The sequence below is a fragment of the Brumimicrobium sp. genome, assembly GCF_048268645.1.
Taxonomy (GTDB): Bacteria; Bacteroidota; Bacteroidia; order Flavobacteriales_D; family Crocinitomicaceae; genus Brumimicrobium; species Brumimicrobium ulvae.
The window spans coordinates 135,944-161,624 of the sequence record NZ_JBLWVE010000006.1; the positions used below are offsets into that span (position 1 = coordinate 135,944).

Here is a 25,681-nt window from a genome sequence, read left to right on the forward strand (position 1 = left end):
GCTTTTTGTCTTTTTCTATTTTATTCTTCTTCTTGAACAATCACAAAAATGTCTTCATTGTCTCGCTTGAATAACTTTTGTTCTCGAGCAAATCTTTCCAGTGCTTCGTTATCGTCCAACTGTTCTAAGGTTAACTTGGTTTCAGTAAACTTTTCTAGCAAGTCCACCTTTTCTTGTTCAAGCTTGTTGAGTTTAACTTTTTGTCTAACTACGTTAAAAATATCTACATCATCTAAAAACAAAGTATACAACACAAAGATTGTGAAGGTCAGGATATACTTGTTTTTAAAAACTTTTAACCATTTCATAGACAACAAAGATAAGGAATATTGACAGGTTTATCGATTGAAGCGTGTAGAATTATAAAACGAATGATGTTGATAAGACAATGGGAGATGAATTTTTTCTAACAGAAAAGCCCAGACAAATTTGCCTGGGCTTTTTAAGAAATAATATCAATTGATTATCCCATGAACGGGTATCTGTAATCCGTTGGCGGAACAAATGTTTCTTTAATTGTACGTGCAGAAACCCAACGCAATAGGTTTAGTTTTGCACCAGCTTTATCGTTCGTTCCAGAACCACGAGCACCTCCAAATGGTTGTTGACCTACAACAGCACCTGTTGGTTTGTCGTTGATGTAGAAGTTTCCAGCAGCATTTTCTAATTTACGCAATGCATGGTTAATTGCATAACGATCTTGACTGATAATTGAACCTGTTAACGCATACTCAGAAGTTTCATCCAATAAAGTCAATGTCTCATCAAATTTATTTTCGTCGTAAACATATATTGTAATTACAGGTCCAAAAATCTCTTCAACCATTGTTTTGAACTTAGGGTCTTTTGTTACAATAACAGTAGGGTCAACAAAGTATCCCTCCGATTTGTCGTAAGTACCACCAAGAATGATTTCAGCATCTTTACTTTCTTTTGCGTAATCGATATATGCAGTGATGCTATCAAATGCTTTCTCATTAATTACAGCAGTAACAAAGTTTGTTGTGTCCTCAGGAGATCCAATTTTGAAAGAACTAACTTGTTCAATAACGATTTCTTTAACATCTTCCCATAAGTTACTTGGAATGTATGCACGAGAAGCAGCAGAACATTTTTGACCTTGGAATTCGAATGCGCCACGTGCAATTGCCGTAGCAACTTCAGGGGCTTTAGCTGATGGATGAACCATGATAAAGTCTTTTCCTCCAGTTTCCCCTACGATTCTTGGGTAAGATCTGTATTTTTCAATGTTGTTAGAAATGTTTTTCCAAAGTGTACGGAAAACTCCTGTTGAACCTGTGAAGTGTAGACCCGCAAATTCTTTGTGCTTGAAAACAACATCACTGATGTTTGCTCCTCCTGTTGTTACCATGTTGATAACTCCATCAGGAACTCCAGCTTCTTTAAATACTTCCATTATAACATTAGCAGAATAAATTTGTGATTCTGCAGGTTTCCAAACAATCACGTTTCCTAACATTGCCGGAGCAGATGGAAGGTTGGCAGCAATTGCTGTAAAATTAAATGGAGTAATTGCCAAAACAAACCCTTCTAATGGACGCCACTCTAATCTGTTCCATACGCCTGGTGAAGACTCTGGTTGATCTTCATAGATTTCAGACATGTACTGAACGTTGAAACGGAAAAAGTCGGCCGTTTCACATGCTGCATCAATTTCTGTTTGGTATACGTTTTTCGATTGACCTAACATTGTTGCTGCGTTGATTTTATCACGGTAAGGACCAGCGATTAAGTCTGCTGCTTTTAAGAAAATACTTGCTCTTTCTTCCCATGGAAGGTTAGCCCATTTAGCTTTTGCTTCTAAAGCTGCTTCAATTGCTTGTTCAACATGCTCTTTTTCACCGTAGTTATAGTGACCTAAAACTTTTTGATGGTCGTGAGGTGAAGTTAAAGGTCTTTTGTTTGATGTAGTAACTTCTTTGTTACCTATATACATCGGAACCTCGATTGGTTCCTGATCATTCATTTCTTTATATTTTCCTAATAAGGATTTAACCGCATCCGAATTCGGTTCGTACGAATTAACTGGTTCGTTTACCGCTTTGGGTACTTTGAAGTGTGCATTTGCCATAATTATTCTTTTTTGTTGGTGCAAAAATAGCGATATATCTCTACATTTCAAAGTGTAAAGAAATCACTGTTATTGGAAGGCAAACCAAAGACGGACGAATAGAAAACCCAGATTAAAAAAAATCTGATTTTCATTGGATATTAATGGTGATTTTGTGTGATATAGGCTTAAATTTTATACTTTTGGTTTTCACTACAATTTACTTAGATGAAGAGGATTCAAACTTTATTTTTTCTGTTGTTAATTATTCCATTTGGACAACTTAAAGCCCAAGTAGAAATTGACGGCTACTTACATGATTATGAGACCGCCACTGTTGATGAAAAAATCGCTTTGTTCTTTTTGTTCTCGAGTGAGCTGACGAGTCATTATAATGACAGCATTCTTTACTATGCAAAAGACCTTCAAGAAGAAGGATTGAAAAATAACAGAGAAGATGCGATTGCGCTTGCCAATTGGGGATTGGCACCTTATTTACAAAAAAACTCTTTGTTTGAACAAACTACCAATAAGCTAAACAGCGCCCTGAAATACTACAGTAAAGTAAGAAACGATACAATGGTTTCTTCATGTTATAACATTTTAGGAAATACTTTTTATCTACAAGGAAAGGTGAATCTAGCAGAAGCCTATTATGAAAAATCCGCTAAAATTGTCGAAAATATTGAGGATATTAGACACAGAATGGTTCCGCTCTACAACCTAGCTAGGGTATATGTTCAGCAAGGAAAATATGAAGAAGCAAAGAAAAATCTTGATGTTTACTTTGTTTACCTTAAAGATTATGACTTAGAACTGTCTATGAAAAGTGCTAATGCTTATGGATTGTTGGGGCAACTTTATCTTGACCAACAAAACTACCCCAAAGCAATTGAGAGCTATACCCACAGCATGGAGGTTGGACTTACCGTTGGGAATATGAAAACAGTTGCTAATGGATACACCAATATGGCGATTGTTGAGTTTTATACGGAGAATTATGATCGTTCAGAGCAGTACTTCCGACTCGCTTTGTCTTATCGAATTAAAGACAATAACCTGTTTTATATTTCTGAAGGTTATTACAATTTGGGAGATTATTTTTATGGAATTGGAAAGTTAGATTCAGCTTTAACCAATTACCAGCTTTCAGTTGATGTGGCAAAAGAAGGGAACAACTTATTGTTTCAAAAAGATGGGCTGGTTCAAATCAGTAGTATATACGATTCTTTAAAGAAGCATGAAGAACATGTTTTGGTTTTAAAACAAATAGTTGATATTCAAGAAGAGTTGAGTAAGCAGAGATTTTCCGAGGAGTTTAAAGCGCTAAAAATGAGTTATGAACAGTCTTATAATGAGGCTATAAGTATTGGAGGGATGCGTGAACAAGAACTTGAAACGAAAGTTGGTGCTATTGAATCGGTATTCAATAATTGGCTCGTAATTTCCGTCTTATGTTTTTTGGGGTTCATGACATTTATTTTCTTGCTTAAGAGGTCCAAAAATAAATAAGCGCTTCATTTTTATTTTAAACTAATGTTGATTTACTTTGTTAATAGAGTAAAGAAATAACTTATTATGGCAGAAAAACAAGCAACTTTTGGAGCAGGATGTTTTTGGTGTGTTGAAGCTATCTTTGACGCATTGAATGGAGTAGTAGAGGTTGGACCAGGCTATGCAGGTGGTCACATCAAAAATCCAGCGTACCGAGAAGTGTGTGAGGGAAGAACTGGACATGCTGAAGTGGTTCGAATTGTTTATGATGATACGTTAGTAAGCTTTGAAGAACTACTGGAGGTCTTTTGGTTTGTTCATGATCCTACAACCTTAAACCGTCAAGGTAATGATGTGGGAGAACAGTACCGATCTGTGATTTTTTACCACGATGAAGAGCAAAGAAAACTTGCTGAAGAGTACAAGAGAAAACTTGATGAGTCAAAAGCTTATGAAAACCCAGTAGTAACTGAAATCTCGCCTTTGACAAGTTATTACGATGCTGAACAAGACCACAAGGATTATTACCTTAATAATCCAGAGCAGGGGTATTGCTGTGCAGTGGTTCGACCAAAACTGGAAAGGTTCAAAGCTGCATTTGCTGATCGACTGAAATAATCTAATTGCTTTCCTTCATGACTCCCATAAACATCAATAAGTCATAGGAGAAATGTGCGGCTACGCAAAACCATAAGCCGAAAATTTCATAGGCGAATGACAAAAGAATAATAAAAGGAAAGAGAAGAATTCCGAGGGCGTTCTTTTTTAATGATGTTGGGCTAAAGTAACCATGAACAGCGATAAAAATAAATGAAGTGAGCCAAGGACCAAACCATGTCTGTAGCCCGGCACGGAAAAGTATTTCTTCTCCAAATCCAGCGCAAAATGACATGAATATAATGTCTGCCCAATTGAGCTTTAAATTCTTTAGCATGTTAACTTGATGCAAGGAAAGCTCTTCGAATATGGGCAGTTGTGAAACTGCTATAACAACGAAACCATAGAGGAAACCGAACTCCAAGCCGAGCAGGGTCAAGGGACTGAAAAAATGCTCAAGTTCAAAAACAGAAAGTAAATCTATGTCTTCAAAAATCCATAATAAAGTCAAACCAATTGCAGGAAAAACCAACAAAGTGACGAGGCTTAATAAGTGGAATTGTACTTTAGGACGCATAGATTTGTTACTTTTGCTTAAAAATAATTAAAACCATGAAAGAGTTAATTTTTAATTGGATTAAAACATTTTATTCCATCGATAAATCAGCCCCGATTGAGGAATTATTATCTCATCCAGACTTTGTTAATCATAAATTCTTTTGGATGCTTGCCATGTTGGGAGCACTGATTGTTTTATTTGTTTTAACATGGTATCTTACCAGGATGATTCTGCTCGCAGTTATTAAAACAATTGCCCTAAGAAGCAAAACGAAATTTGATGACCTCTTGGTGGAGAAAAAATTCTTTAAATCAATTGCGCATATTTTACCCCTCTTCTTTTTGGATTACTTTTTCTCCATTACTTTTGTTTCTTATCCGAAAGTACTAGATCTCTCACTCCGTTTGAATGACTTCCTTATTATTTTAGTCATACTCATCAGTGTTCGAAGGTTCTTTAATGCTGTGCGTGTTGTGCTAGAGGATAAACCGTATTTTAAAGATAAACCCATCGGTGCTTACATTCAGACCGTGAAGTTGATCATAACAATTGTGTTTATCATTATTATGTTGTCGGCATTGACAGGCCAATCTCCATTGTTCTTCTTGACTTCTTTGGGAGCGATGACAGCAATTCTATTGTTGATTTTTAAAGATACAATCCTTGGGTTTGTTGGAAGTATCCAAATTTCAGCCAACGATATGTTGCGCATTGGTGATTGGGTTACTATGGAAAAGTATGGGGCAGATGGAGATGTAATTGAAATCAATCTAACTACAGTTAAGGTTCAGAATTTTGACATGACCATCACTACCATACCTACGTATAGTTTTATTTCAGATAGTTTTAAAAACTGGAGAGGAATGGCTAATTCTGGAGGAAGAAGAATTAAACGTTCGCTTAACATCAAGATTGATTCTATAAAATTTGCTGATGACGAATTAATTCATCGACTGTCAAAGGTGAAATTACTTTCCGATTTTATTGTAGAACAACAAAAGGAAGTTGAGCAGTACAATAAAGCCCATGGCTTGGTAGACGAATATCAGTTAAACGCACGTCGTCCAACAAACGTAGGTTTGTTCAGAAACTATGTACAGTATTACCTCGAAAATAATAATGAACTGAATCAAGAAATGTCTTTAATGGTAAGACAGTTACAACCGAGCCCTAAAGGTTTGCCAATAGAATTGTATTGTTTCTCCAAAACCAAAGTTTGGGCAGAATACGAAGTGGTAATGGCAGATATATTTGACCACCTTTTCGCTGTGGTAGAGAGTTTTGAATTGGAAATTCATGCAGAACTTACGGGTTCAGACTTAAGAATGTTAAACCTTAAGCCGTAAGCTTACATTTTTTGAATTACAAAATCTGTTCTACGATTTTTCCGCTTGTTTTCCGCACTTGTGTTTGGAACCTTTGGCTGTTCTTGACCATACCCTTTGGCTTCAAGTCTGTTTTTTGGGACTCCGTATTCAATAAGGAACTGCTTAACACCTTGAGCTCTTCGTTCTGAAAGTTCAAGGTTGCTCTGAGCATTTCCTTCATTATCGGTGTGACCTTGAATCATAACACTGATGCTTTCATTTTCTTTAAGGAAACGTCCAAACTGTTTTAAAATGAATTTCGCACGTTCTGAAAGTTCGTCTGAAGCAGTGTTGTAAAGAATGTCGTTAATGGTGTAAGGTTCCCCAACTTTGATTTCTCTCAACTCCATGTTTTGTGACCTGATGGTTTTACCTTGTGCCAATTCTTCTTTGGTGATGATTTTAGAATCGAATGCATGTCCTTCCTTTTTTACATTGATCATGACATCTTCTTGATCTTCGGTTTTAACAACTGCAGCATACTTTCCATCGTTTCCGTTCACCTTAATTTTGTCAACTTTATCTGAATTAGAATAAGAGATTTCTATTTCTACATCCTCAATAGGTTCGTTACTGTCGGCAGTTAATTCCCCTTTTACTACAACCACTGCTTTTGGACGTGCTTCTTCATATAATTCAAATGAATAAATGTCCCACACTCCTTTTTGACGTGAAGAAAAGAAAGCTTCTTTTCCATCTATCGAAACAAACAAACCTATTTCATCTTCCTCTGTATTGATTGGATACCCAATGTTTTTAGGTTTAGACCAAGTCCCATCTTCGTTTTTACGCATGTAAAATATATCTGTTCCCCCTAAACCTTTTCTATTGTCAGATACACTTGATATGAAATAAAAGGTTTCACTGTCTTGATGGAAGAAAGGACTTTTGTCTTTTCCGCGTGTGTTAATTTCATGAAAAGGTTGGGCTGGTCCCCAAGTTCCGTCAGGCAAACGTTCTGAATAGAAAATATCATCGTTTTGTGTTGTTGGACGATGGGCAGCAAAGTACAAAGTATTTCCATCTGCAGACATTGAAGGTTGACCTTCCCAACCGTCATTGGTATTGATGCCATCACCGAGGTTTTTCAATTCCGACCAGATGTAGTCATTCCCTCCTTCACCCGTTCTTTCATAATAGGTAACATATAAATCACAGTTTCTGTACATTTGTCCCCTAACGCGTTCGTCACGACAAGCGCAAATGATCATTTCCTTATTGTCAACAGATAGAGTTGCAGCACCGTAGCTGTCAAAATACCCATCGTTAAAGGGAGCTTCTAAAGGTCTTCCACCATCAAATAAACTGTTCATGTCTTTGCGTTTCGACCAAGTAAATTCTTCTCGAATATTGGAAACGATATCTCCTTTGGCTGTCCTGTCTACCATTCGGGTGTAAAACATCAATTCGTTATCAGGAGAAATCATAGGGAAATACTCGTTGTTGGAAGTACTAACATTTTTCACTTTGTTGGGAGAGAATGGAACCTCTTTCTCATAAAAAGACTGTTCTTCTTCGTATTTAGCAATAACCTCCGCTACATCCTGTAATCGTTTTTCATGGTCATGCGCAAACTTGTTCATTTCTGAATGATTGTATTGTTGAAACTCTTTGAAGTAACGCATCGCTTCTTTTTCCTTCCCAAAACTATAGTTGATAATTCCTAAGTAATAATAACAGTCGGAATGAAAATCGGTGCATCGATCAATGGTTTGAATAAAAAGCTTTTCTGCCACACGCATATAATTGTCTCCTTGTTTTGGATCTGGATTTCGATTGTATATGTCCATTGCTTTGTTGTAAGCATAGGTTCCAAATTCAAAATATGGAGTAGCATTGTCTGGTTCTGCGTCAATGGCGTCGTTAAATAAAACAGAAGCTTCTCTAGGCTCTAGTTCCTTGGCTTTTTCAATTAGCTTTAAAGTTTTCTTTTTCGGCGGCATACAAGATTCATCCTCTACTTGTGCGAAATTGATGAAAGGGAGAAAGAGGATTAGGGATGTTAAAGTATAGAGTTTATTCATGTTTTGTTTGTAAAAAGATCAATAACGGATTACAGTATAAAATAACGGTATTTATTCGTAAAAGTTACACTTAAAGACAAAAAAAGCGCCATTAAAGAATGACGCTTTTTTGTAGTATAATTTAATTAACTGTGTTAATTATCGAACAACCACTTTTCGACTCTCTAATTTTGATTGTGTTTCAATGTGGATAAAGTAAATTCCTTTTGGTAATTCTACTTGAATGACTTCATTTGGTTGAACGTCTGAAATTGTCTTTACTTTCTGACCTAAACTATTACTGATAAGAATGTTTTTCTCACCAACCCCATTTGTTCTTATATTAACGATTCCTGTACTTGGGTTTGGGAAAATATGAAGAGACAATTCATGTTGATTAGTGCTCAGGCCTGTAGTTTCACCACTATCTTCGTATTCATGAATAACACCTACGGCGTCTAAATCGAATCCCCCTGAAGCAAAAGGAGTAGGGAAAGGGTCATTAATCATGTTGTTTTGAGCATCTTTTGTGCCTTCGCTCCCAAGTGAACCAACTACATCAATGATTTTCACATGAGTGATTTGATTAACATTAAGTCCTTGCTCGTTTTTCAATTCTTCTAAGTCAAATGGAGTTCCAAAACCACTTTTGTATTTCCCCGCCAAATTATATAAATAACTTGCGTCAACAGCTCCAAATCCACCAATTTGTGTGTCGGTTTGTGTTTCTGAATGCGAAGGGAAACGCACGAAATGGATTCCGTCAGAACTAACTTCAACATGTGCCAACTCTAAGAAAGTGTGGGAGAAACCATTTTCGAATACCGCAAAATCAGGCCCATCTCCATTGGTAATCGGAGTGTCAAATGTTAAAATAGCCTCTCCTAAATCACCTAAAGAAACAATCGCATTATTGGATGGTCCAATGGCGTTTTGGGGTTCTCCAGCACTGGCTCTATTGGATCCTCCTGCTACGGCATTGGTGTCACTGATGTTAATATAACCTCTGTTTACTTCAACGCCTGTTGCCCACGATACAAAAATAGAACTGTCTGCCTTGATCGCTGTTGTCCCTGCTTGGTCTGCCGAAGGGGCGTATGATTGCGCCATAGTCAGAGAACTCGTTCCTACTAAAAGAAATGTAAATATTTTATTCATAATGTATGATTGAATTTGGGTTTAAGCCCACATTGATACTATTCGTTAATTGTCCTGATGAATTAAAAAACCTTAAATAACCACTGTTGGTAAAGTTCATTGCATCAAAGCAAATAAGTTGGTTTGATTGATATGGGCTTACACCATACAGTGTGCTAATGTCTTGGTTGTTGATAAAGCTCGGATTCTGCATAGTTTGATCTGAGCAATTGTAAATCGCCACTGCTGAAGAACTTGTGTTATAATCGTAGTGACTGATGTACAATTGATTGTCAATCATCGTTAAACTCGTTCCAGGAATACCTAGGTTGACTACCGACTTATCTACTGTGTTTATCCTTACCACTTCTGAAGGATTAGCTCCGTAATCTCCACGTTTAACAACGTAAACATTGTTGTAATCATCAGCACAAATTGAACCTGGATTAGCTCCAACAACAAAGGTATCCACGACTACTAAGCTACTTAAGTCAATTTCAAATACCGTTGTGTCAGGATTTCCATTGTCTAAACCACCAGAGTTGGCCACAAAAAGTGAATTGTTAGAAATACAAACCCCTTCTGGATTCCTTCCTACTTTTATGCGCTTGGTAATTTGTAATGATGAGGTATCAATCGCACTTACATAACCATCAAAACTTGAAACAAAAACCTTTCCCTGATGTGTTGTAATGTTTCTGGGTTCTTGTGCTTGGCCATTGTAGTTGAAGGGGATTTGCTTAATGCTTTTTAAAGAACTTTTATCAAGGATTTCAACAGTGCTTGAACCGGTAACAGTGATGTAGATCTTATTTCCGTAGAGGATCATGTCATTTCCAGTGTCCCCTAAAGGACGATTGTTGGTGTTGAGAAATAAATTTTGTCTAACATCTTCAGTTTCTAAATCAATCCAAGAAAGCGAACTGTTGTTGAGTTGAAATAGTCCTTCATTCAGAACCAGTATTCCATTCGAATATCCGCCTTCTGGAAGAGGTTCTGCTTCTTCTTTTTTACAAGCAGTAAGGAATACCAAAGCGACAAGGATGTATTTAATTGAATTCATAACTTAATTTTATAAAGTAATTTCTACCCGGCATTACATAGTAACGGATAAAGCTATATGCTGAATTTCCAACATTTTTAATTCCTGCATGCAGTTTTAAACTGTGTTTCTGTTGAATGTTAAATGAATAGTTGGCAGAAACATCAAAAGTGATGTAAGGATCTAATCGGTTACTCTGAATGTTTTCATTCAAACTGTACCTTTCGCCAATGAATAATCCAGCAAGATGTAATCCTATTTTTTTGTAAGTAGCGCTGAAAGTTGCATTACCCGTTAGTGATGGAGTATAAGCAATTTGATGTTTGTAAGTGGGGGCGTTCTCATCACTTATATCAATTGCTTTTTGATAACTTGCTCCAACTTGAAGATTGATTTTCCAATCTTTATTGATGTTGAACTGTGTTGCTAAATGAAGATCTCCACCAAGAATATCGACCTTACCAATGTTTTGAATTGACCAAACAAAGAGGTTTTGAGTTGGAAGCGCCAATATCTTATTCTTTACTTCATTTTTGAATAAATTTCCGTTCACTTGAAAATCAAATCTTTTGATGGTTTTATAGTATTTGAATCCGAGGTCTATTTGAGAAGACTCTTCAGGAGAAAGCGCCTTGTTGCCTACTTGTGAATAATACAATTCATTAAAAGAAGGGGCACGAGAAGAAGGTTTAAACCAGGCAAACAACTGTAAGTTTGAAAAAAGTTTGTCAGATGTAAAAAGCGCCAGTTGCGGATGGAACTTATGGTAATCATTGCGGTGGTCTTGAATACTGTTTTTGTCGAGGAAAGATTGGTTGAAAACACTCACTTCTGCAGATAGGTATTTCATTTGATACTTCACTTTTAACATGGCTGTATTAGTGAGACGTGTCGGATTCCCTAAGTCGCGTGAACTCATGAGAACATCGTAAGCCATATCATTTCCTGCATGAAAAATGAAGTCTTTGAACTGATAACGAAGATGTATTCCTCCAATAGTGGAGTGGGTAGTGTATTGGTTGTCAATAAATCCTTCCTTATTTAAAAAGGTAGGGTCATGATAGTGTAAAAAACGATGGGCGTATTGTCCAAATGCTTTTAAACTGAATTTTTTTGAAAGCAAACTGTAATTTATTCCTGCGCTTGAATTGTTGGTTTTAAGGCTTTCCTGTGCCATGTCGTTATAATAAATAACAGCACCTGGTAGTTCTTGATCTATTCCACTGGTTTTGGCTGATAATTTTAGAACATGGTGAGTTGAGTTATGGCGCCATTTATAACCTCCTCCAAGGGAGAAGTGATAATCATTTAAACTGTTATTTCTTCTATAAGTCGTTTTTACTTCATTCCCGTAATGGAGTTGATAAGGGTAATTCCCTTCGTAGGTCCGTAAACTTCCAGTTAAACTTAAAAAAGATTTTTGACCTCCATTTTTGAGTGCAATAAAAGCTTCTTTTTGACCAAAACTACCTATGATTACACTACTGCGTATAGAAAGTAAATGTGGAGAGAACTTTTGGTCGAAAGTCTTTAAGTGAATTGCGCTGCCTTTAATTAAACTAGAAACTGGAACCAGCGCATTTGCATTTTGATGGCTGACTTTAACTTCTTGGAGATTGTTGGGTTGAATATTCCCAAGGTTACTTTGACCATTTTGAGGGTCATTGATAGGAACTCCGTCGATCACAAGCTGGGTGTGTTCACCTCCTAATCCACGATGAGAAAGCGTTTTCATTCCACCGATTCCACCATAGTTTTTAATGGTTACTCCGTTTACATATTGTAACAAAGTGCCTAAATCATGTGGTGCCAGTTGTTGAATGTCTTTTTTAGACAATGTTGTGTGTTGGTCTACCTTTAGGTGATTTCCTTTGATGGTAACTTCTTCAAATAATGTTGTGTCTTGCTGACTCCAAATAAATAAAGGAACAAAAAGCAGCATGAAGGATAGACCGACATGTTTAAAACTGCTATTTGTTCCTTTATTCAACAAAACAGTTCTTATTGAATGATTAGTTTTTTAGGTGCGCTTGTTGGTTCTGAAATATTCTTTACAAAGTAAATACCTATTCCTAACCCAGATACATCTATTGAAGTCAATTCATTTACCTCAAAATCCATTACGATTTCACCATTCACATTGTAGATGGCATAAGAACCAGTGTCTCCTTTGATGTTCAATGTTTGTTGCGTTGGATTTGGATACATTGCAAAAGTCGTTATTTCTTCTTGTGCTACACCTGTTGTGTTTTTGTAAATGAAATCATCCATTGCAAAATATAGTGGAGTGTTGATCCCCCAATCTCCAACATCTGAAGAATGAAAATCAAATGTTAAGTAGCTTACACCTGTTAAAGTTGAAAGATCTACATTTGTCCAAGCATCAACAATATAATCTTCTGTATTATCTGCAAATCTATAATCAGCTAGATAAAAGTCTACAGAGTCTACTAGTGCATCGCTACCATCATGTCCATAAATACGAACGAAGAAAAAGTCTTCTCCTTCAGTTCCGTCAGGAGATCCGTCAGCTCCATTTGGGCTTCCGAATTGTTTTGCAAATTGATCACCATCTTTCATTGAGAAATAGACGTAAGTAGTATTTGACAACTGTACACTGATTAGGTCGGCGTGTGTACCCGGTAAATAAAGGGTGTCACCATTTGTATAAACAGCATAATTCTCAGAACTATTTACACCAACTCCAGGAATAGCGCTGTACTGGTTAGCAAAACCAGCAGTTGTATTGTCTGTAATGTTAGAATATGAAAATCCGCTCCAAGAACTCCATTCGGTATTGTATGCATTACCGAAGGTAACACCACCTGATGTAAATTCACCTGCTTCATCACTACCATTGTAGTAAGACTCTGCAGAAGGGAGGGTTAAATCTTCAAAATCAACAGTTGTTTGCGCTTTTAGAGTTGTAACAGCAAGTAGCGCACTTGCTAAAAAGTAAAATTTCTTCATTTTTAAAGGTTTTAAATGAATTAAACAATTAATAAAATGAAGACATCAAATAGGCTGAAAAAGCCTTAAAGATTAGAAATATCGATACTGCATTTTTTTTATGCCGTATGGTGATAAGTCCGACTTTATTCTGAAGTCTCCTTAAACATGTTTTAGACAAGTCTTCTGACTTACTTTTTTATTCTTTTCTGCCTTCCCAACCATCAGGTGACGGGTCAGTGGCTTATAGAAAAGAACTTATAAAGCATACAGCTGCAGATACAGTTCTTGATTCTCACAAGATTCCTTTCGTATGATTTTCACATACCTTCTAAAACGTAGTACAAAATTAGGGGGATTTTTGGATATTACAAACAAATCATTAAAACTAAAAAAAAAAGGACGCCCTTGATTTTAAGAGACATCCTTTTTTTTAATGATATATGAGTACAATAATTACTTATCTCATGATTTTCTTTCTGCTCAGTACTTCTTTGTTAGCGTTGGTAAATACCAAGAAAGAAATCCCTTTACTTGCATTCGCAATTGTATTTTCACCCTTGGATATTTGATGAGAGGAAGTCAATTGCCCAGCATCGTTGTAGATGCTCAATTGCCCTTCTGTCTCTGTATGGATCAATAAGCTTTCAGGGTTTACTTTTACCATGAAGAGATCAAAATCTTCTGTTGCAATAGCATTTGTTCCATCTAATTCACCGGTGATCTTCAAATAAATAATCCCCATTGTCATTGACGGATTACTGATTTTCATTTCGTCTAAAACCAAACCTGTTTCATTATTAAACGAAACCACCGCCTTGTTAGGTGTTCCTGTTGCATCTGAAATAATACTATTCATTGCTTCATTACCGTTTGGTCCGCTAATGTCCATATTGAATGAAATAGAATTGGGCTGAGAAAAATGAAGCTCTACTTTTATGTTTGTATAAGCTGATGTGTTCGAAATACTAAGAATCCCTTCGTCATTGGTCTGGATATTTACTTTGTCTGTACCAACTATCGAGAACGGATCGTTAGTTGTCCAGTCCTCAACGACAAATTCATTATTGGCTCCGTCTTGTTCCAGTATTGTTGTTTGTCCTGTTACTGCACCAAGTGAAAATAGTGTTGATAGTGCTGCTACCGTAATGTTAAGTAGATTGTGTTTCATAAATTTTAATGTTAAAAGTTCGGTACTAAAATAGTTCTTTTTCAGTTATTTTATGACTTTTTACATTTTTTATTGCCCAAGCACATCTAAACCTTTTTAAATTTGTTGCATTCCTCTAAGGAGAAACAACGCTCACTAATTGTTATAAATATGAATAAAAAATCTTCTCTATTCACCTTGTTTTATGGGGTGTTATTGTTTGTCGGACTATCTTCATGTAAGGCAGAAACCAAAAAAGAGTTCGCAGAAGTGGGAAGTCTCATCAGTAAAGACACCGTGGAAATTGAATTTGCTGAAGCGTTTCAAATTGTTTATCACAATAATTTTACTGAAATACTAATTCTGGATCCTACAACAAAGGAGGTCATTCAAAATTATAAAATCGGTAAAGAAGAGCAGGGTTTGTATAATTCATTCACCCACAATATTGAACGTGTAGTTGCTATGTCGACAACTCAAATTGGAATGATGAGAAAATTAGCAGTAGACGATAAAGTATGCGGGGTGTCTGGGTTTAAATACCTCTGTCATCCGATGAGTCAAGCTAATGTTGTTGAGGTTGGTGATATGGGATCTGCAGATGCCGAGTCTTTTATGTCGGCAAACCCAGATGTGGTTCTTTACTCTGGATTCAACTTACATGCTCCAATTCTAAGTAAGTTAGAGCAAGCGAACTTAAAGACTTTTCTTATCTACGAATGGAAAGAAACTCATCCTTTAGGAAGGGCAGAATGGATTAAGGTGTTTGGAGTTTTGTTTCAGAAAGAACAGGAGGCCAATTCAATTTATGATGAAATCAAAAAACAGTATTTTGATATTCAGGAAAAGTTAAGTCAAGAAGAAAAAGGGGCTAGTGCTTTTTCTGGAACTTATTATGGAGATGTTTTTAATGTACCCGCTGGTGATAGTTATATGGCTCAACTGTTTAAAGATGCCAACATCAATTATATTTATTCTGAAACTAGTGGTACAGGGAGTTTAATGTTGTCGCTTGAAAGATTGATCACCGACAATAAAGACACTGAAGTGTGGTTGAATCCGAGTGCTTCAACAAAAACTGAACTGCTCAATCAAAGTGAAAAGTTTGAATTGATGAAGGCCGTTAAAACGGGTAAAATTTATTCTTATACCCAAAAAACCAATTGCTTTTGGGAAAACTCACCAATAGAACCGCACAAGGTGTTGGAAGATCTAGGGAAGATATTTCACCCTTTATTGTTTGAGAATAGAACCTTAAATTACTATTCTCTTGTGACTGACGAGTAGTTGAAGAAACAGATCGTTTAAGGTGTTTTTAAACCGCTATTGACTCACAAGCTTTCGTCATTTTAAAATATAATTTATCAAACTAAGGTTTTTTTGCTTGGGCTTGATAACTTTGCCCTGCGATGCAGACAGTCAATAAAACATATTGGAAAACAAGTAGCTTATTATTTTTAGCGCTTCTACTGTTGGTTTTGTATGATTTAACCTTGGGAAGTTATACAGTGTCTTTAAAAGACTTGTTTAACGGTTTGTTTAATTATGATGCAACATCTACCCATGAAGTTACGGTACGTATATTTCGATTTCCACGTGTGATTACAGCAGTGCTGGCGGGAGCAGCCTTGTCGATATCAGGACTTTTAATGCAGACCTTATTCCAAAATCCGCTGGCTGGGCCATACGTGTTAGGAATCAATTCAGGTGCCTCTTTACTGGTCGCTTTGAGTACAATGTCATCTTTCCATATTGTTGGAAGCGACGTCGGCTTGGTGACTTCAGCAATGGTTGGAGCGTTTGGTGCTGGGGTATTTATCTTGTTCAGTTCTTTGTACGTTAAAAATAAAGTCTCTTTATTGCTCATAGGAATAATGTTTGGAAGTTTTACAGGGGCATTGGTGAATGTCGTTCAGGCTTATGCTGATCCCAACAACCTAAAAGCTTTTATGCTTTGGAGTTTTGGGTCTTTGCAAGGTGTTGAATATAATCAATTGAGTACTTTGAGTTTTGTTGTACTCTTGGGAATTGCGCTCTCCATGTTATTGGTTAAACCCCTTAATTTATTATTGCTTGGAGATAAAAGCGCTTCTCTACTGGGAATCAATGTGAAGAAAGTTAGGGTTCTAATTGTACTTGCAACAGCAATTCTCACTGGAGTAATTACAGCGTTTTGTGGGCCTATAGCTTTTGTTGGTTTAGTGGTTCCAAATATGGTGAAGCTGATTTATAAAACGACCAACCATTATCATTTGATGATTGGAAGTGTTCTGGGTGGGGCTTTACTTATTGTTATTTGTGACATCGCAATGCAATTGTTGATGCCTTACCTTAATTTGCCTTTGAACGCACTTACCGCTTTAATCGGTGCACCAGTAGTCATGTGGATAATAATGCGAAAATTCTAATGCTGAAGTTTGAAGGTTTACATATCGGATTTAAAGGTGGAAAGCGGAAGCCTTCAAGAGTTCTTTTTACTACTGAAGATTTAAGTTTTCAACCGGGAGATTTTGTTGCTGTAATTGGACCAAACGGTTCAGGAAAAACAACATTATTCAATTCCATTTTATCTGAACAGAAAATTATAAGCGGTGAAATTTATCATAAGAACGTTAATTGGAACAGCATCACCCGCGAAGATAAAGTGAAAGTAATGAGCTTTGTTCCTTCAAAATTTAATGGGGTAGACCACCTTAATGTTTATGATTTGATCGCTATGGGAAGAGCTCCTTATACCAATATGTTGAATCAGTTAACGGAGAAAGATCATGCTGTCGTAAAAAGGGTGATATCACAATTAGGTCTAGATTCTTTTGTAAGTAAAAATACTTTGCTTTTAAGTGATGGAGAACGTCAAGTTGCCATGATTGGTAAAGCGCTTGCCCAAGAGACTGACATCATGATTTTGGATGAACCTACTGCCTTTCTTGATTACAACAACCGCAGAAAAGTACTTCAATTGCTAAAGGAAATCGCTACTAAAAATGAACAGCTCGTTTTTATTTCCTCCCATGATTTAGAATTGTGTTTCGAATATTGCAATAGAGTAGTAGCAATTGATTCTAAAAATAAAATACTGTTAGATTTTACCGCTCCTTTTGATAAGGATGAGGTGATCAAGAAAGTGTTTTAAGTGTTTAGAGGATGGATTTACCGCTTTTTCAACCGAGTTGTTTTTTTTTTCAGATTGTTGGATAAAATAGAATTCACCTTTTGTTTTATACTCACAATATTCCTAATATCTTTGTACCAGTTAAAAAGAGAAGGAAATGAAATACAATTTAAGCGAGGTGAACGAGCTCATCAGAGACCGAAGAACAATTTATCCTGAGTTTTTTAGTGATCGTAAAGTGCACAAAGAGCAAATAGAGTTGTTGTTAAACAATGCAATTTGGGCCCCTACGCACGGAATGACTCAGCCATGGAGATTTAAAGTTTTTATGGATGAAGGGAAAACCCGCTTAGGTGAATTCATGCGAGATTTGTATATCAAATATACACCAGCAGAAGAGGTGCATGAAATCAAATTGGCAAGAAACACGACTCGTCCTGCTAAAGCATCAGCGGTAATCGCTATTTGCATGGAAAGACAAGCTTCTGAAAAAATTCCAGAAATCGAAGAGATTGCAGCAGTGGCTTGTGCGGTTCAAAATATGCATTTAACAGCAACAGCGTATGGCTTGGGAGGTTTTTGGTCGACTCCAAAATTAGTGTATACCGACGATATGAAGGATTTTTTAGATATTGGCGAGAAAGACCGTTGTCTAGGATTGTTTTATATCGGTTATCCAGGAGAAGATTGGCCAAAAGGTCAGCGTAAACCCATTGAATATGTAACAGAATGGATACAAAAGTAGAGAATATTGTCGATTTAGGATTGGTGAATTACGTTCGCCACCCTTCAGATCCAAACTACATTGTGTTTAGATTTGCCGATAAGAATCGAGCGGATGATTTTGAAGAATCCCTCAAAGAGCAAAAGATTTGGTTTGAACGAGCAGTTGAGGAAACACGTGGAAAAAACTATACGCTTTTTGGAATACACAACAGGGATTTTTCTAAGGTTGAAAAAATCAATTATGCCGTAGAAGGAAGAAATAGAAACTTTATTATTGGCAATAAAATTTTAAGGTGGTCGTTAGTAGTTTTCTCCTTAGGAGTTATGGTTCTGGCAGTCGTGGGTTATTGTTCAAGTCCTACTTTAGAGGAAAAACTAAATGAAATGCAGCAAATACAAGAATAATCTTGAGAAAATATATCCTTTTATTCATCCTTTTTTTGGTTGGGCTTACATTTACCAACGCTCAATCCTATAGGTCCAAACCGGAAAACTTTTTCGGTTTACAGTTTAAACCATTGATCCCATTTGGACTGGTAGGGGATAAACCTTTTACCATAAAGGAAGGGAACTTCGAATCTACTATTTCACCAACGTTTGGTTATTCTTATGGTGGTGTTGTTCGAATTGGGTTAACAGAATTATTGGCCTTAGAAACAGGATTGAATTACAACCGTAGAAATTATAGAGCTGATCACGAAGTCCCAGATTCAAACCTTGTTGGGAGCGATAACTTAGGTTATGTGAGCTTTGAAATCCCTTTAAATTTTCTCGTTTATGTTAAACTAGGACAACAAATGTACATGAATGTAAGTGGTGGGGCATCGGTTAATTATAATCCTTCGAATATTCGTTCTCATATTAATCCCGGAGGCGGGAAGGACTTGTTTATCTTTGAAGGTAGACGGTTATCTTTTTTTGACTTTAATGCGAATGCAGATGTAGGATTTGAGTACAGAACAGAAAAAAGCGGGACGTTTTATCTAGGAATGTCCGCTCGAATCCCTTTTAAACCAACTTTAGCTGTTGCCTCAGAATACCGTTATGGTACCCATAGTCTAGTCGCTTATGGATTAATCGATGGAGCAACATTCTCTTTAAACCTTAAGTACTTCTTCTTTAATAATAAAGTAAAGAAAGGACCACAGTTTCAAGGTGGGCCGATAGAGCAGTAAGAATATAGTAAAAAAAAATAGACCGCTAATTAAAACGGCCTATTTCATAAACTTTATTCAAAAGAAGTTGAGTCTATTTGTTTAGTACAACTTTCTTAATGGTGCTATTTTCTTTGTTTTGAACTTCTACGTAATAAATTCCATTGGAGTAATTGCTTAAATTGAAGGATACTTTCTTTTGATCGAATGGAGAGTAAATTCTATATTTAATTCTATTGCCTAAAATGTCATAAATAAATACATCATAAGTTTCGTTCTGCAAACCACTTTCAACTGAAATGGTGAACTCAGAATTTGTTGGATTCGGATAAATATTGAAATCTATCACGCTTTTCTTATTGTCTGCAAGACTAGATGTGCTACAATCTAGAACTTGTAAAGCATAAGAATGAGTGTCTTCTCCATTATTGTCTGTTACGGTTAATTCTACAGTGTAATAACCGCTTTCGGCATAACAGATTGATTCACTTGGGTTCTCAGCTGTACTGAATTGTCCATTTCCGAAATCCCAGTTAAAAGTAGGGTCTGAACCATATACACTATTGCTTTCGAAAGTTATACAACTGTCCATGCAAATAACATTAGAGCTGAGACAGTTAATTTCAGCTACTGGGTTTTCTAAAGTATCACAATTTATAACTTCGAAAGGAATAGATATGCCGCCATTAATGATACATCCATTACTTGAAGTTACTTCGGTTAATTCTAGGTTAAAAATACCTATAGAGTCTGTTGCAATGATTATACTTTCAAAACCATTATTATTATATTGATTGCCATAAAGTGAGTAGGTGTAATTATCAGTTGGACCAACAAACCAATTAGCTCCTGCTTCAAATATTATAGTGTCACCAAGACATACTGTTAATGAATCGCTGTTTAAAAACAAGTAAGGACTACCAGACTCAACCATTGTAGGGCTGTTGCATTCAAAAACACTCCCGTCTAGGTGGGTTACTGTTGCAGAATAATAAGGAGGAACGGAAGCGACTGTTGTCGAAATATGAGACGGATTCATTACATCTGAAAAGTTTCCAGATCCTGCATAAGAGTATGAATAAGTGTTTGATCCTGGTACCGCGACCAATTCAAAGTCGACGATCATTCCTTCACAGATTATTCCTCCTGAAAAATCATTGAGATTGCAGCTTCTACTTTCTATTGTGATTTCGTCACAAAAAAATCCATCATTGTTACAGAAGGCGGTTCCAGATGTACAGTTTGTTGATATATTAGAGTCGCAGAAGTTGCCTTTGCATCCCCAGAAATCGTCGCCCCACTTGTATGCGACTGTACTATCGGCACACAAATTATCGAGAGAATCTAAGTGGTAGTTTGGCACATCTTCATAATGAATAGTATAAGGATTTGATCCTGAAAAAGGATAGCCTCCCGAGATATTCAAATTTAGTTTTCCATCGCACCCTCCAGTATCTCCTTTAGTTGTTCTTAGTAGTGAAGCAGGTAGATTGAACACTGAGGCGTCAGGAATCGTAGTGTAAGTAATAGTTGGATTTATTGGATCAATAAAAATGTCTGCGTCAAATTGATAGTCTGGAAAACCAGCCACCTGAGCCAACAATGTCACAGCAACAGTTGACCCCAAATTAAAGTTGGTTTCAATAGCCGCTCCGCTAAAAGGTACAGAACTACCATTGATTGATAAGGAATAAGTTACATTCGCAGGGTCTACAAAAGTTTGATAATAGCCCTCTCCTGGAGCAGTCATTGTAGGAACTGTTTCTTGCCTGATACATGTTCTGACCTCAATTGATGTCTGCGCAGGATCCCAATGGGTTTTTAATTTAATATAACTGTGAATCCACCGATTGGGATTTGATTGGCTCCAAGCTAGGGAGGTAATAAAAGCAATTGATAATAAAATGAGTAAACGTTTCATGAGTAGTATTTATTTAGTTGTTTAAAAAGACAACGCAGAGCAAGCTTTATGAGTTGCCTTAACGTTTATTAAACCTTCAAATTACACACTTTTCTGAACACACTCGAGCAAGCGAAAGATTGCAGTTAAAAGAAGGGTGGCGTTTAAATATAACTTATACCACCACTTGCTCCTCAACCAATTCAGCAAACATCAACCCATCTTTGTCAATAGATAAATACTTCACTGTTTGAAGTTTGTTCTCCAGACTTTCATCGTATGGATGTTTAACTTTTATGTAGTTTTCAGTAAAACCATTGATGTATCCATTATCGTTCTGACTTTCCCAAAGCACAGTTCCAGTTTTACCCACCTGAGACTCATAAAAAGCGCGTTTCTTTTTCTCTGATAAAATACGCAGCATTTTACTTCTTTCTTTTCTGACATGCATTGGAACCACATCTCCCATTTTGTTGGCAGTTGTATTTGCTCTTTCAGAATAGGTGAAAACATGCAAATAAGAAATATTCAATTCATTTAAGTAGTTGTATGTTTCCATAAAAGCCTCTTCTGTTTCTCCAGGGAAACCAACAATAACGTCAACGCCAATACAAGCGTCTGGAGCTATACTTTTAATTTGCTCAACACGATTGGTATAAGTAGCGCTTAAATATTTACGACGCATTTTCTTTAAAAGTTCATCAGATCCAGATTGTAAAGGAATGTGGAAATGAGGAACAAAGTGCGCTGAATCTTTTAAGCAAAAATCGATGATTTCATTGCTGAGCAAGTTGGGTTCAATGGAAGAAATTCTAAAACGTTCAATTCCCTCAACCTTATCTAATTCTTTAATAAGTTCAAAAAAGTTCTCGTCTCCACCTTGACCAAAGTCACCAATGTTAACTCCAGTTAGAACAATTTCTTTTATTTCTGTTGCTGCTACTTTATTTGCTTCTATAACCGTTTCAGCAATTGTTGCGTTTCTACTTTTTCCACGAGCCAATGGGATTGTACAGAAAGTACAAAAGTAATCGCATCCATCTTGTATTTTTAAGAATGACCTTGTTCGATCTCCATAAGAAAATGAAGGTTTAAAATCTTGTACTTCTTTGATTTTACCATATTCAACAGTAACACCTTCTGTGTCCAAACTGTTTTCGATATGATTGACAATGTCAAATTTTTCGTTGGCACCCAAAACCATGTTCACGCCATAGATGTTGGCAATCTCTTCAGGTTTTAATTGAGCATAACAACCGATAATAACGATGTAGCTATCTGGATTGACTTTTTTTGCTTTTTTTACTAATTGAACACATTTTTTATCTGCATTTTCAGTGACAGAACATGTGTTGATTACAAAAATGTCTGGCGTATCATCAAAATCTACTTTTGCATACCCCGCATCTTCAAAGCTTCGCGCAATAGTGCTGGTCTCCGAAAAGTTTAGTTTGCACCCTAATGTATAAAACGCTACCTTTTTATATTGTATCATAATAATACCAACTTAAATGTTTTAATGCCAATGACGTCTTAGCATAAAGAATATTTCCGACCCTAAACCTTTTAGGAAGTTTAAAAAGAAGTCTGATTTTATGATGACGTCAATTAACTTATTATCGGTAAATCCACAAAATTAATCAAAAGAATTCAAAACAGAATAAACTTAGCAAGCTAAGCCCTTCAATTCTTACAACAATAACCGTTAAATTCAATTGAACCTTCGTTATTCATGTCCTTAAATCCCTTCATTTGGTTGGCTAAACTTCAAAAAATACATTTTAGTCTAAGCGCATATTTCTTAATATTGTTTAACACAATTTATGGAATTTCATCGTATGCAACATCTTCATTAAAACAAATATTATGGGGAAATTTATTCTTTTATTCGCAATCCTTCTCTGTTCAATAACAATTAATGCCCAAGAAACAGGGAGCCTATTATTGAAGTGCAAAGTAAAACAAAGCTTTCAACCCATAGAAGGATTGAAAGTAGAGGTTTTTCAAGACACTTTGTGTAGGGAAGGTATCACGCAAACGGATGGAAAAGTGCTTTTCAAAGATTTGAAATCAGGCTTGGCAAAAATTATATTCTTGTTTGAAAATCATGTTGAAGAGCAAGAGGTTTTTATCCAAGTGAATCAGTTGTTCCAATACACCGTGTTGTTAGATTCTTCAAACTTGAAACTTCAACAACTAAGCGCAAGTCATTTTCAGAATTCAATTGACGGTAAGTCAGGAATGAATTTGATAAACCAAACTAAAATTCAGCCAGTTCATAATGTTATAGGTGCAACTAATTCATCTGTGCAACAATTTGATGAGGTGATGATTGTTGCTTATAACATGCCTTTGATAAACACAGACTATGGCGCACAATCACAGATAATCACCAGAGAGGATATTGCGAAAACACCTGTAAGATCAAGCACTAAGATGGCAACAACTCTTGGAGGAGTGTATTTTGACGAAGACGAAGCGGCATTGAGTTTCCGAGGAGCAAGAGAAAATGCAAATCACTATTTTGTAGATGGGGTTAAAATACTTGGATCCTCTCAATTACCAAAATCATATATCGGTGAAATTACTGTTTTTAATGGATCTATTCCTGCGAATTACGGAGATGTGACAGGTGGTGTAATTAGCATTGAATCCAAGTCGATTCAAATGAAACGCGTTTCGGACTACAAGACTCAATCTTTATCTTCTGTTTCTGGGAGTTTTTTAGACTTTGATTTACATGGAACAGAAACGTTCAATTATGATGAGTTCCTACCTATCTACGAAAATGAGTTCTTGTCAACTTTAAATCATCCAAACGCTACATTCGGCTTAGACGTTGATCAGGCAGCTTGGGAATATCTGAAGTATTCAGTAAAAACGGGCAAGACCATTCAGCGTGATGCGATAAAACTGGAAGAGATGATTAATGCATTTCAATACAAAAATGTAGTGGTTCCAGAAAGTGAATTGTTTAATGTCGAACTCTCAAGATCCGAATGCAGTTGGAATAATACTAACGAACTTGTGACAATTCATTTGAAAGCAAAAGAATTCCCCATTGATAGTATTAGAAAGCCGCACAATTTTGTTTTTCTATTGGATGTGTCTGGTTCTATGAATTCTAGTAATCGTCTTCCTTTAATCGTAGAAGGACTTTACAATTTTGTAGATGACTTGAAACCCAATGATCGAGTTGCTATCGTTACGTATTCGGGACAAAGCGGTGTTGTTCTTGAGTCAACAAGTTGTGAGAATAAAAAAGTTATTTTAAATGCTCTGTCGAGTTTAACGGCCGGAGGTAGCACAAACGGCATTGGAGGAATACAAGAAGCTTACCATCAGGCTGAATTGAATTTTGATCCTGCTTTTAATAACAGAATAATACTCGCCACAGATGGAGATTTTAACGTTGGAATCAATAGTCCAGGTGATTTAGAGAACTATATTGCCGAAAAACGAGGTCAAGGAATTTATTTAACGGCATTGGGTGTAGGTATGGGGAATTACAAGAGCAGTACATTGGAGACTTTGGCTAAAAGAGGAGATGGAAATCATTTCTACATTCAATTCTTAGAAGATTTGGATGATGTTTTGAGTAATACAGGTAATTTAATTAACTTAGCAAGTGACGTAAAACTAAATGTTGAGTTTAATCCAAGACTCGTTTCTAACTACCGTTTAATAGGTTATGAAAATAGGCTCCTAAAACCCGAAGATTTTACAGATGATAGTAAAGATGGTGGCGAGTTAGGGTATGGACATTATGTAACTGCTGTTTTCGAAATAGAAAAAGGAGAAGCGACTTCGGTTGATAATCATTTTGTTAAGCAAAGACCGAGATTTGGGACTTCACAACTTGCTCATGTCAAATTGCGCTACAAGCCGTTCGAAGATTCAATTAGTGTTCAGAGAGACTACCAACTTTTCAATAATCAACCCAAGGAGGACATTGAATTACTTAAACTTGTTATTGCTTTAGGGTTGGAGTTGCGTGATTCCGCTTTTAAAGGTGATTTGACGAAAGATGTATTGCTATTACAAGCTAAAAACTTTGTGGCAAGAACGGAAAGAGAGGTGGAGTTGAAAAAACTAATACTTAAACTCTATGATCACGATTAATTTTTTTAAGCGATAAACTATAATTCATTCTTAATTCCGCAAGTCAATGGTTTACGGGTTTTTTTGACTATGTCTAATATTAACTTGAGTTATTTATCATTGAAGGCAGTTACCTTCTTTCTGTAATTGACTTTTTGAGTTTTATACCTTAATATATAGACTAGACTTTTTTATCGACCTTACAGAGCTTGTTTTTATTTGAAAAACTTTCATTTTTTTTCATCATGTAACAAATAGGTTTTTAGCACGTTAGGCAAAGTTAGATTTGCCCTTCAAAAAAAAGAATAGAAAAAGGCTT

Annotated in this window: 21 protein-coding genes and 1 riboswitch; of the genes, 10 read left to right on the forward strand and 11 right to left on the reverse strand. The window is 36.2% G+C overall.

All coding sequences use genetic code 11. The features are described 5' to 3' along the window. Positions 1 to 20: 20 nt before the first annotated feature. The gene (locus ACN0U3_RS07060; protein WP_299204115.1) at positions 21 to 308 is read right to left on the reverse strand and encodes a septum formation initiator family protein; all 288 of its coding nucleotides are present in this window, start codon (positions 306 to 308) and stop codon (positions 21 to 23) included. A gap of 155 nt (positions 309 to 463) precedes the next feature. Beyond that, positions 464 to 2,092 (reverse strand): L-glutamate gamma-semialdehyde dehydrogenase, encoded by a 1,629-nt coding sequence (pruA, locus tag ACN0U3_RS07065; protein WP_299204112.1) that lies wholly within the window; start codon positions 2,090 to 2,092, stop codon positions 464 to 466. Positions 2,093 to 2,299: 207 nt separating this feature from the next. Here pruA and ACN0U3_RS07070 point away from each other — a divergent pair, with 207 nt between their 5' ends. Then, complete coding sequence (locus ACN0U3_RS07070; RefSeq protein WP_417265649.1) at positions 2,300 to 3,583, forward strand: tetratricopeptide repeat protein; 1,284 nt, start codon at positions 2,300 to 2,302, stop codon at positions 3,581 to 3,583. A 66-nt stretch (positions 3,584 to 3,649) separates the two neighbouring features. After that, entirely contained in the window at positions 3,650 to 4,183 is a 534-nt protein-coding gene (gene msrA, locus ACN0U3_RS07075; protein WP_417265650.1) for a peptide-methionine (S)-S-oxide reductase MsrA, read from the forward strand. A 1-nt stretch (position 4,184) separates the two neighbouring features. Here the strand turns inward: msrA and ACN0U3_RS07080 are convergent, their stop codons facing one another. Then, the gene (locus tag ACN0U3_RS07080) at positions 4,185 to 4,739 is read right to left on the reverse strand and encodes a CPBP family intramembrane glutamic endopeptidase (RefSeq protein WP_417265651.1); all 555 of its coding nucleotides are present in this window, start codon (positions 4,737 to 4,739) and stop codon (positions 4,185 to 4,187) included. A gap of 35 nt (positions 4,740 to 4,774) precedes the next feature. Between ACN0U3_RS07080 and ACN0U3_RS07085 the strand changes: the two genes are divergently transcribed. After that, positions 4,775 to 6,067 carry a mechanosensitive ion channel family protein gene (locus tag ACN0U3_RS07085; protein ID WP_417265652.1) on the forward strand — a complete coding sequence of 431 codons (1,293 nt, stop codon included), beginning with the start codon at positions 4,775 to 4,777 and terminating at the stop codon, positions 6,065 to 6,067. A gap of 2 nt (positions 6,068 to 6,069) precedes the next feature. On the opposite strand, the gene ACN0U3_RS07090 is transcribed toward ACN0U3_RS07085, so the two are convergent. The 6 genes from ACN0U3_RS07090 to ACN0U3_RS07115 form a co-directional block, all read right to left on the reverse strand. Beyond that, positions 6,070 to 8,112, reverse strand: a complete 2,043-nt coding sequence (locus ACN0U3_RS07090; protein WP_417265653.1) for an OmpA family protein — start codon at positions 8,110 to 8,112, stop codon at positions 6,070 to 6,072. Positions 8,113 to 8,250: 138 nt separating this feature from the next. Further along, a complete protein-coding gene (locus tag ACN0U3_RS07095) occupies positions 8,251 to 9,249 on the reverse strand; it encodes a T9SS type A sorting domain-containing protein (RefSeq protein WP_417265654.1) in 999 nt (332 codons plus the stop codon). Next, a complete protein-coding gene (locus ACN0U3_RS07100; RefSeq protein ID WP_417265655.1) occupies positions 9,242 to 10,291 on the reverse strand; it encodes a YncE family protein in 1,050 nt (349 codons plus the stop codon). The genes ACN0U3_RS07095 and ACN0U3_RS07100 overlap by 8 nt, the downstream gene beginning before the upstream one ends. Beyond that, entirely contained in the window at positions 10,278 to 12,260 is a 1,983-nt protein-coding gene (locus tag ACN0U3_RS07105) for a TonB-dependent receptor (protein ID WP_417265656.1), read from the reverse strand. The genes ACN0U3_RS07100 and ACN0U3_RS07105 overlap by 14 nt, the downstream gene beginning before the upstream one ends. Before the next feature lie 11 nt (positions 12,261 to 12,271). Then, entirely contained in the window at positions 12,272 to 13,240 is a 969-nt protein-coding gene (locus ACN0U3_RS07110; protein ID WP_417265657.1) for a DUF4465 domain-containing protein, read from the reverse strand. 137 nt (positions 13,241 to 13,377) lie between these two features. Then, a riboswitch (cobalamin riboswitch) is annotated at positions 13,378 to 13,569 on the reverse strand. Positions 13,570 to 13,679: 110 nt separating this feature from the next. Continuing rightward, positions 13,680 to 14,390 carry a hypothetical protein gene (locus tag ACN0U3_RS07115; protein WP_417265658.1) on the reverse strand — a complete coding sequence of 237 codons (711 nt, stop codon included), beginning with the start codon at positions 14,388 to 14,390 and terminating at the stop codon, positions 13,680 to 13,682. 150 nt (positions 14,391 to 14,540) lie between these two features. Here ACN0U3_RS07115 and ACN0U3_RS07120 point away from each other — a divergent pair, with 150 nt between their 5' ends. From ACN0U3_RS07120 to ACN0U3_RS07145, 6 genes are all read left to right on the forward strand, one after another. Then, a complete protein-coding gene (locus ACN0U3_RS07120; RefSeq protein WP_417265659.1) occupies positions 14,541 to 15,656 on the forward strand; it encodes an ABC transporter substrate-binding protein in 1,116 nt (371 codons plus the stop codon). Positions 15,657 to 15,778: 122 nt separating this feature from the next. Then, positions 15,779 to 16,777 (forward strand): FecCD family ABC transporter permease, encoded by a 999-nt coding sequence (locus ACN0U3_RS07125; RefSeq protein WP_299204077.1) that lies wholly within the window; start codon positions 15,779 to 15,781, stop codon positions 16,775 to 16,777. After that, complete coding sequence (locus ACN0U3_RS07130; protein ID WP_417265660.1) at positions 16,777 to 17,502, forward strand: ABC transporter ATP-binding protein; 726 nt, start codon at positions 16,777 to 16,779, stop codon at positions 17,500 to 17,502. The genes ACN0U3_RS07125 and ACN0U3_RS07130 overlap by 1 nt, the downstream gene beginning before the upstream one ends. 136 nt (positions 17,503 to 17,638) lie before the next feature. Further along, a complete protein-coding gene (locus ACN0U3_RS07135) occupies positions 17,639 to 18,226 on the forward strand; it encodes a nitroreductase family protein (protein WP_299204071.1) in 588 nt (195 codons plus the stop codon). Continuing rightward, positions 18,211 to 18,612: a hypothetical protein gene (locus tag ACN0U3_RS07140; RefSeq protein ID WP_299204069.1), complete on the forward strand. Its 402-nt coding sequence runs from the start codon at positions 18,211 to 18,213 to the stop codon at positions 18,610 to 18,612. The genes ACN0U3_RS07135 and ACN0U3_RS07140 overlap by 16 nt, the downstream gene beginning before the upstream one ends. A 2-nt stretch (positions 18,613 to 18,614) precedes the next feature. Further along, entirely contained in the window at positions 18,615 to 19,382 is a 768-nt protein-coding gene (locus ACN0U3_RS07145) for an outer membrane beta-barrel protein (protein WP_299204068.1), read from the forward strand. A 73-nt stretch (positions 19,383 to 19,455) separates the two neighbouring features. Here the strand turns inward: ACN0U3_RS07145 and ACN0U3_RS07150 are convergent, their stop codons facing one another. Then, positions 19,456 to 21,282, reverse strand: coding sequence for a T9SS type A sorting domain-containing protein (locus ACN0U3_RS07150; protein ID WP_417265661.1), 1,827 nt, complete (start codon positions 21,280 to 21,282; stop codon positions 19,456 to 19,458). Between the two features lie 154 nt (positions 21,283 to 21,436). Next, positions 21,437 to 22,756: a tRNA (N(6)-L-threonylcarbamoyladenosine(37)-C(2))-methylthiotransferase MtaB gene (gene mtaB / locus ACN0U3_RS07155; RefSeq protein WP_417265662.1), complete on the reverse strand. Its 1,320-nt coding sequence runs from the start codon at positions 22,754 to 22,756 to the stop codon at positions 21,437 to 21,439. Between the two features lie 371 nt (positions 22,757 to 23,127). On the opposite strand from mtaB, the gene ACN0U3_RS07160 reads away from it, so the two are divergent. Next, the gene (locus tag ACN0U3_RS07160) at positions 23,128 to 25,383 is read left to right on the forward strand and encodes a YfbK domain-containing protein (protein ID WP_417265663.1); all 2,256 of its coding nucleotides are present in this window, start codon (positions 23,128 to 23,130) and stop codon (positions 25,381 to 25,383) included. Positions 25,384 to 25,681: the final 298 nt, after the last annotated feature.

What these genes read in the sequence shown, in the direction of transcription:
- ACN0U3_RS07060 (WP_299204115.1), bottom strand. Translation starts at nt 308, where the DNA reads ATGAAATGGTTAAAAGTTTTTAAAAACAAGTATATCCTGACCTTCACA.
- pruA (WP_299204112.1), bottom strand. Translation starts at nt 2,092, where the DNA reads ATGGCAAATGCACACTTCAAAGTACCCAAAGCGGTAAACGAACCAGTT.
- ACN0U3_RS07070 (WP_417265649.1), top strand. Translation starts at nt 2,300, where the DNA reads ATGAAGAGGATTCAAACTTTATTTTTTCTGTTGTTAATTATTCCATTT.
- msrA (WP_417265650.1), top strand. Translation starts at nt 3,650, where the DNA reads ATGGCAGAAAAACAAGCAACTTTTGGAGCAGGATGTTTTTGGTGTGTT.
- ACN0U3_RS07080 (WP_417265651.1), bottom strand. Translation starts at nt 4,739, where the DNA reads ATGCGTCCTAAAGTACAATTCCACTTATTAAGCCTCGTCACTTTGTTG.
- ACN0U3_RS07085 (WP_417265652.1), top strand. Translation starts at nt 4,775, where the DNA reads ATGAAAGAGTTAATTTTTAATTGGATTAAAACATTTTATTCCATCGAT.
- ACN0U3_RS07090 (WP_417265653.1), bottom strand. Translation starts at nt 8,112, where the DNA reads ATGAATAAACTCTATACTTTAACATCCCTAATCCTCTTTCTCCCTTTC.
- ACN0U3_RS07095 (WP_417265654.1), bottom strand. Translation starts at nt 9,249, where the DNA reads ATGAATAAAATATTTACATTTCTTTTAGTAGGAACGAGTTCTCTGACT.
- ACN0U3_RS07100 (WP_417265655.1), bottom strand. Translation starts at nt 10,291, where the DNA reads ATGAATTCAATTAAATACATCCTTGTCGCTTTGGTATTCCTTACTGCT.
- ACN0U3_RS07110 (WP_417265657.1), bottom strand. Translation starts at nt 13,240, where the DNA reads ATGAAGAAATTTTACTTTTTAGCAAGTGCGCTACTTGCTGTTACAACT.
- ACN0U3_RS07115 (WP_417265658.1), bottom strand. Translation starts at nt 14,390, where the DNA reads ATGAAACACAATCTACTTAACATTACGGTAGCAGCACTATCAACACTA.
- ACN0U3_RS07120 (WP_417265659.1), top strand. Translation starts at nt 14,541, where the DNA reads ATGAATAAAAAATCTTCTCTATTCACCTTGTTTTATGGGGTGTTATTG.
- ACN0U3_RS07125 (WP_299204077.1), top strand. Translation starts at nt 15,779, where the DNA reads ATGCAGACAGTCAATAAAACATATTGGAAAACAAGTAGCTTATTATTT.
- ACN0U3_RS07130 (WP_417265660.1), top strand. Translation starts at nt 16,777, where the DNA reads ATGCTGAAGTTTGAAGGTTTACATATCGGATTTAAAGGTGGAAAGCGG.
- ACN0U3_RS07135 (WP_299204071.1), top strand. Translation starts at nt 17,639, where the DNA reads ATGAAATACAATTTAAGCGAGGTGAACGAGCTCATCAGAGACCGAAGA.
- ACN0U3_RS07140 (WP_299204069.1), top strand. Translation starts at nt 18,211, where the DNA reads ATGGATACAAAAGTAGAGAATATTGTCGATTTAGGATTGGTGAATTAC.
- ACN0U3_RS07150 (WP_417265661.1), bottom strand. Translation starts at nt 21,282, where the DNA reads ATGAAACGTTTACTCATTTTATTATCAATTGCTTTTATTACCTCCCTA.
- mtaB (WP_417265662.1), bottom strand. Translation starts at nt 22,756, where the DNA reads ATGATACAATATAAAAAGGTAGCGTTTTATACATTAGGGTGCAAACTA.
- ACN0U3_RS07160 (WP_417265663.1), top strand. Translation starts at nt 23,128, where the DNA reads ATGGGGAAATTTATTCTTTTATTCGCAATCCTTCTCTGTTCAATAACA.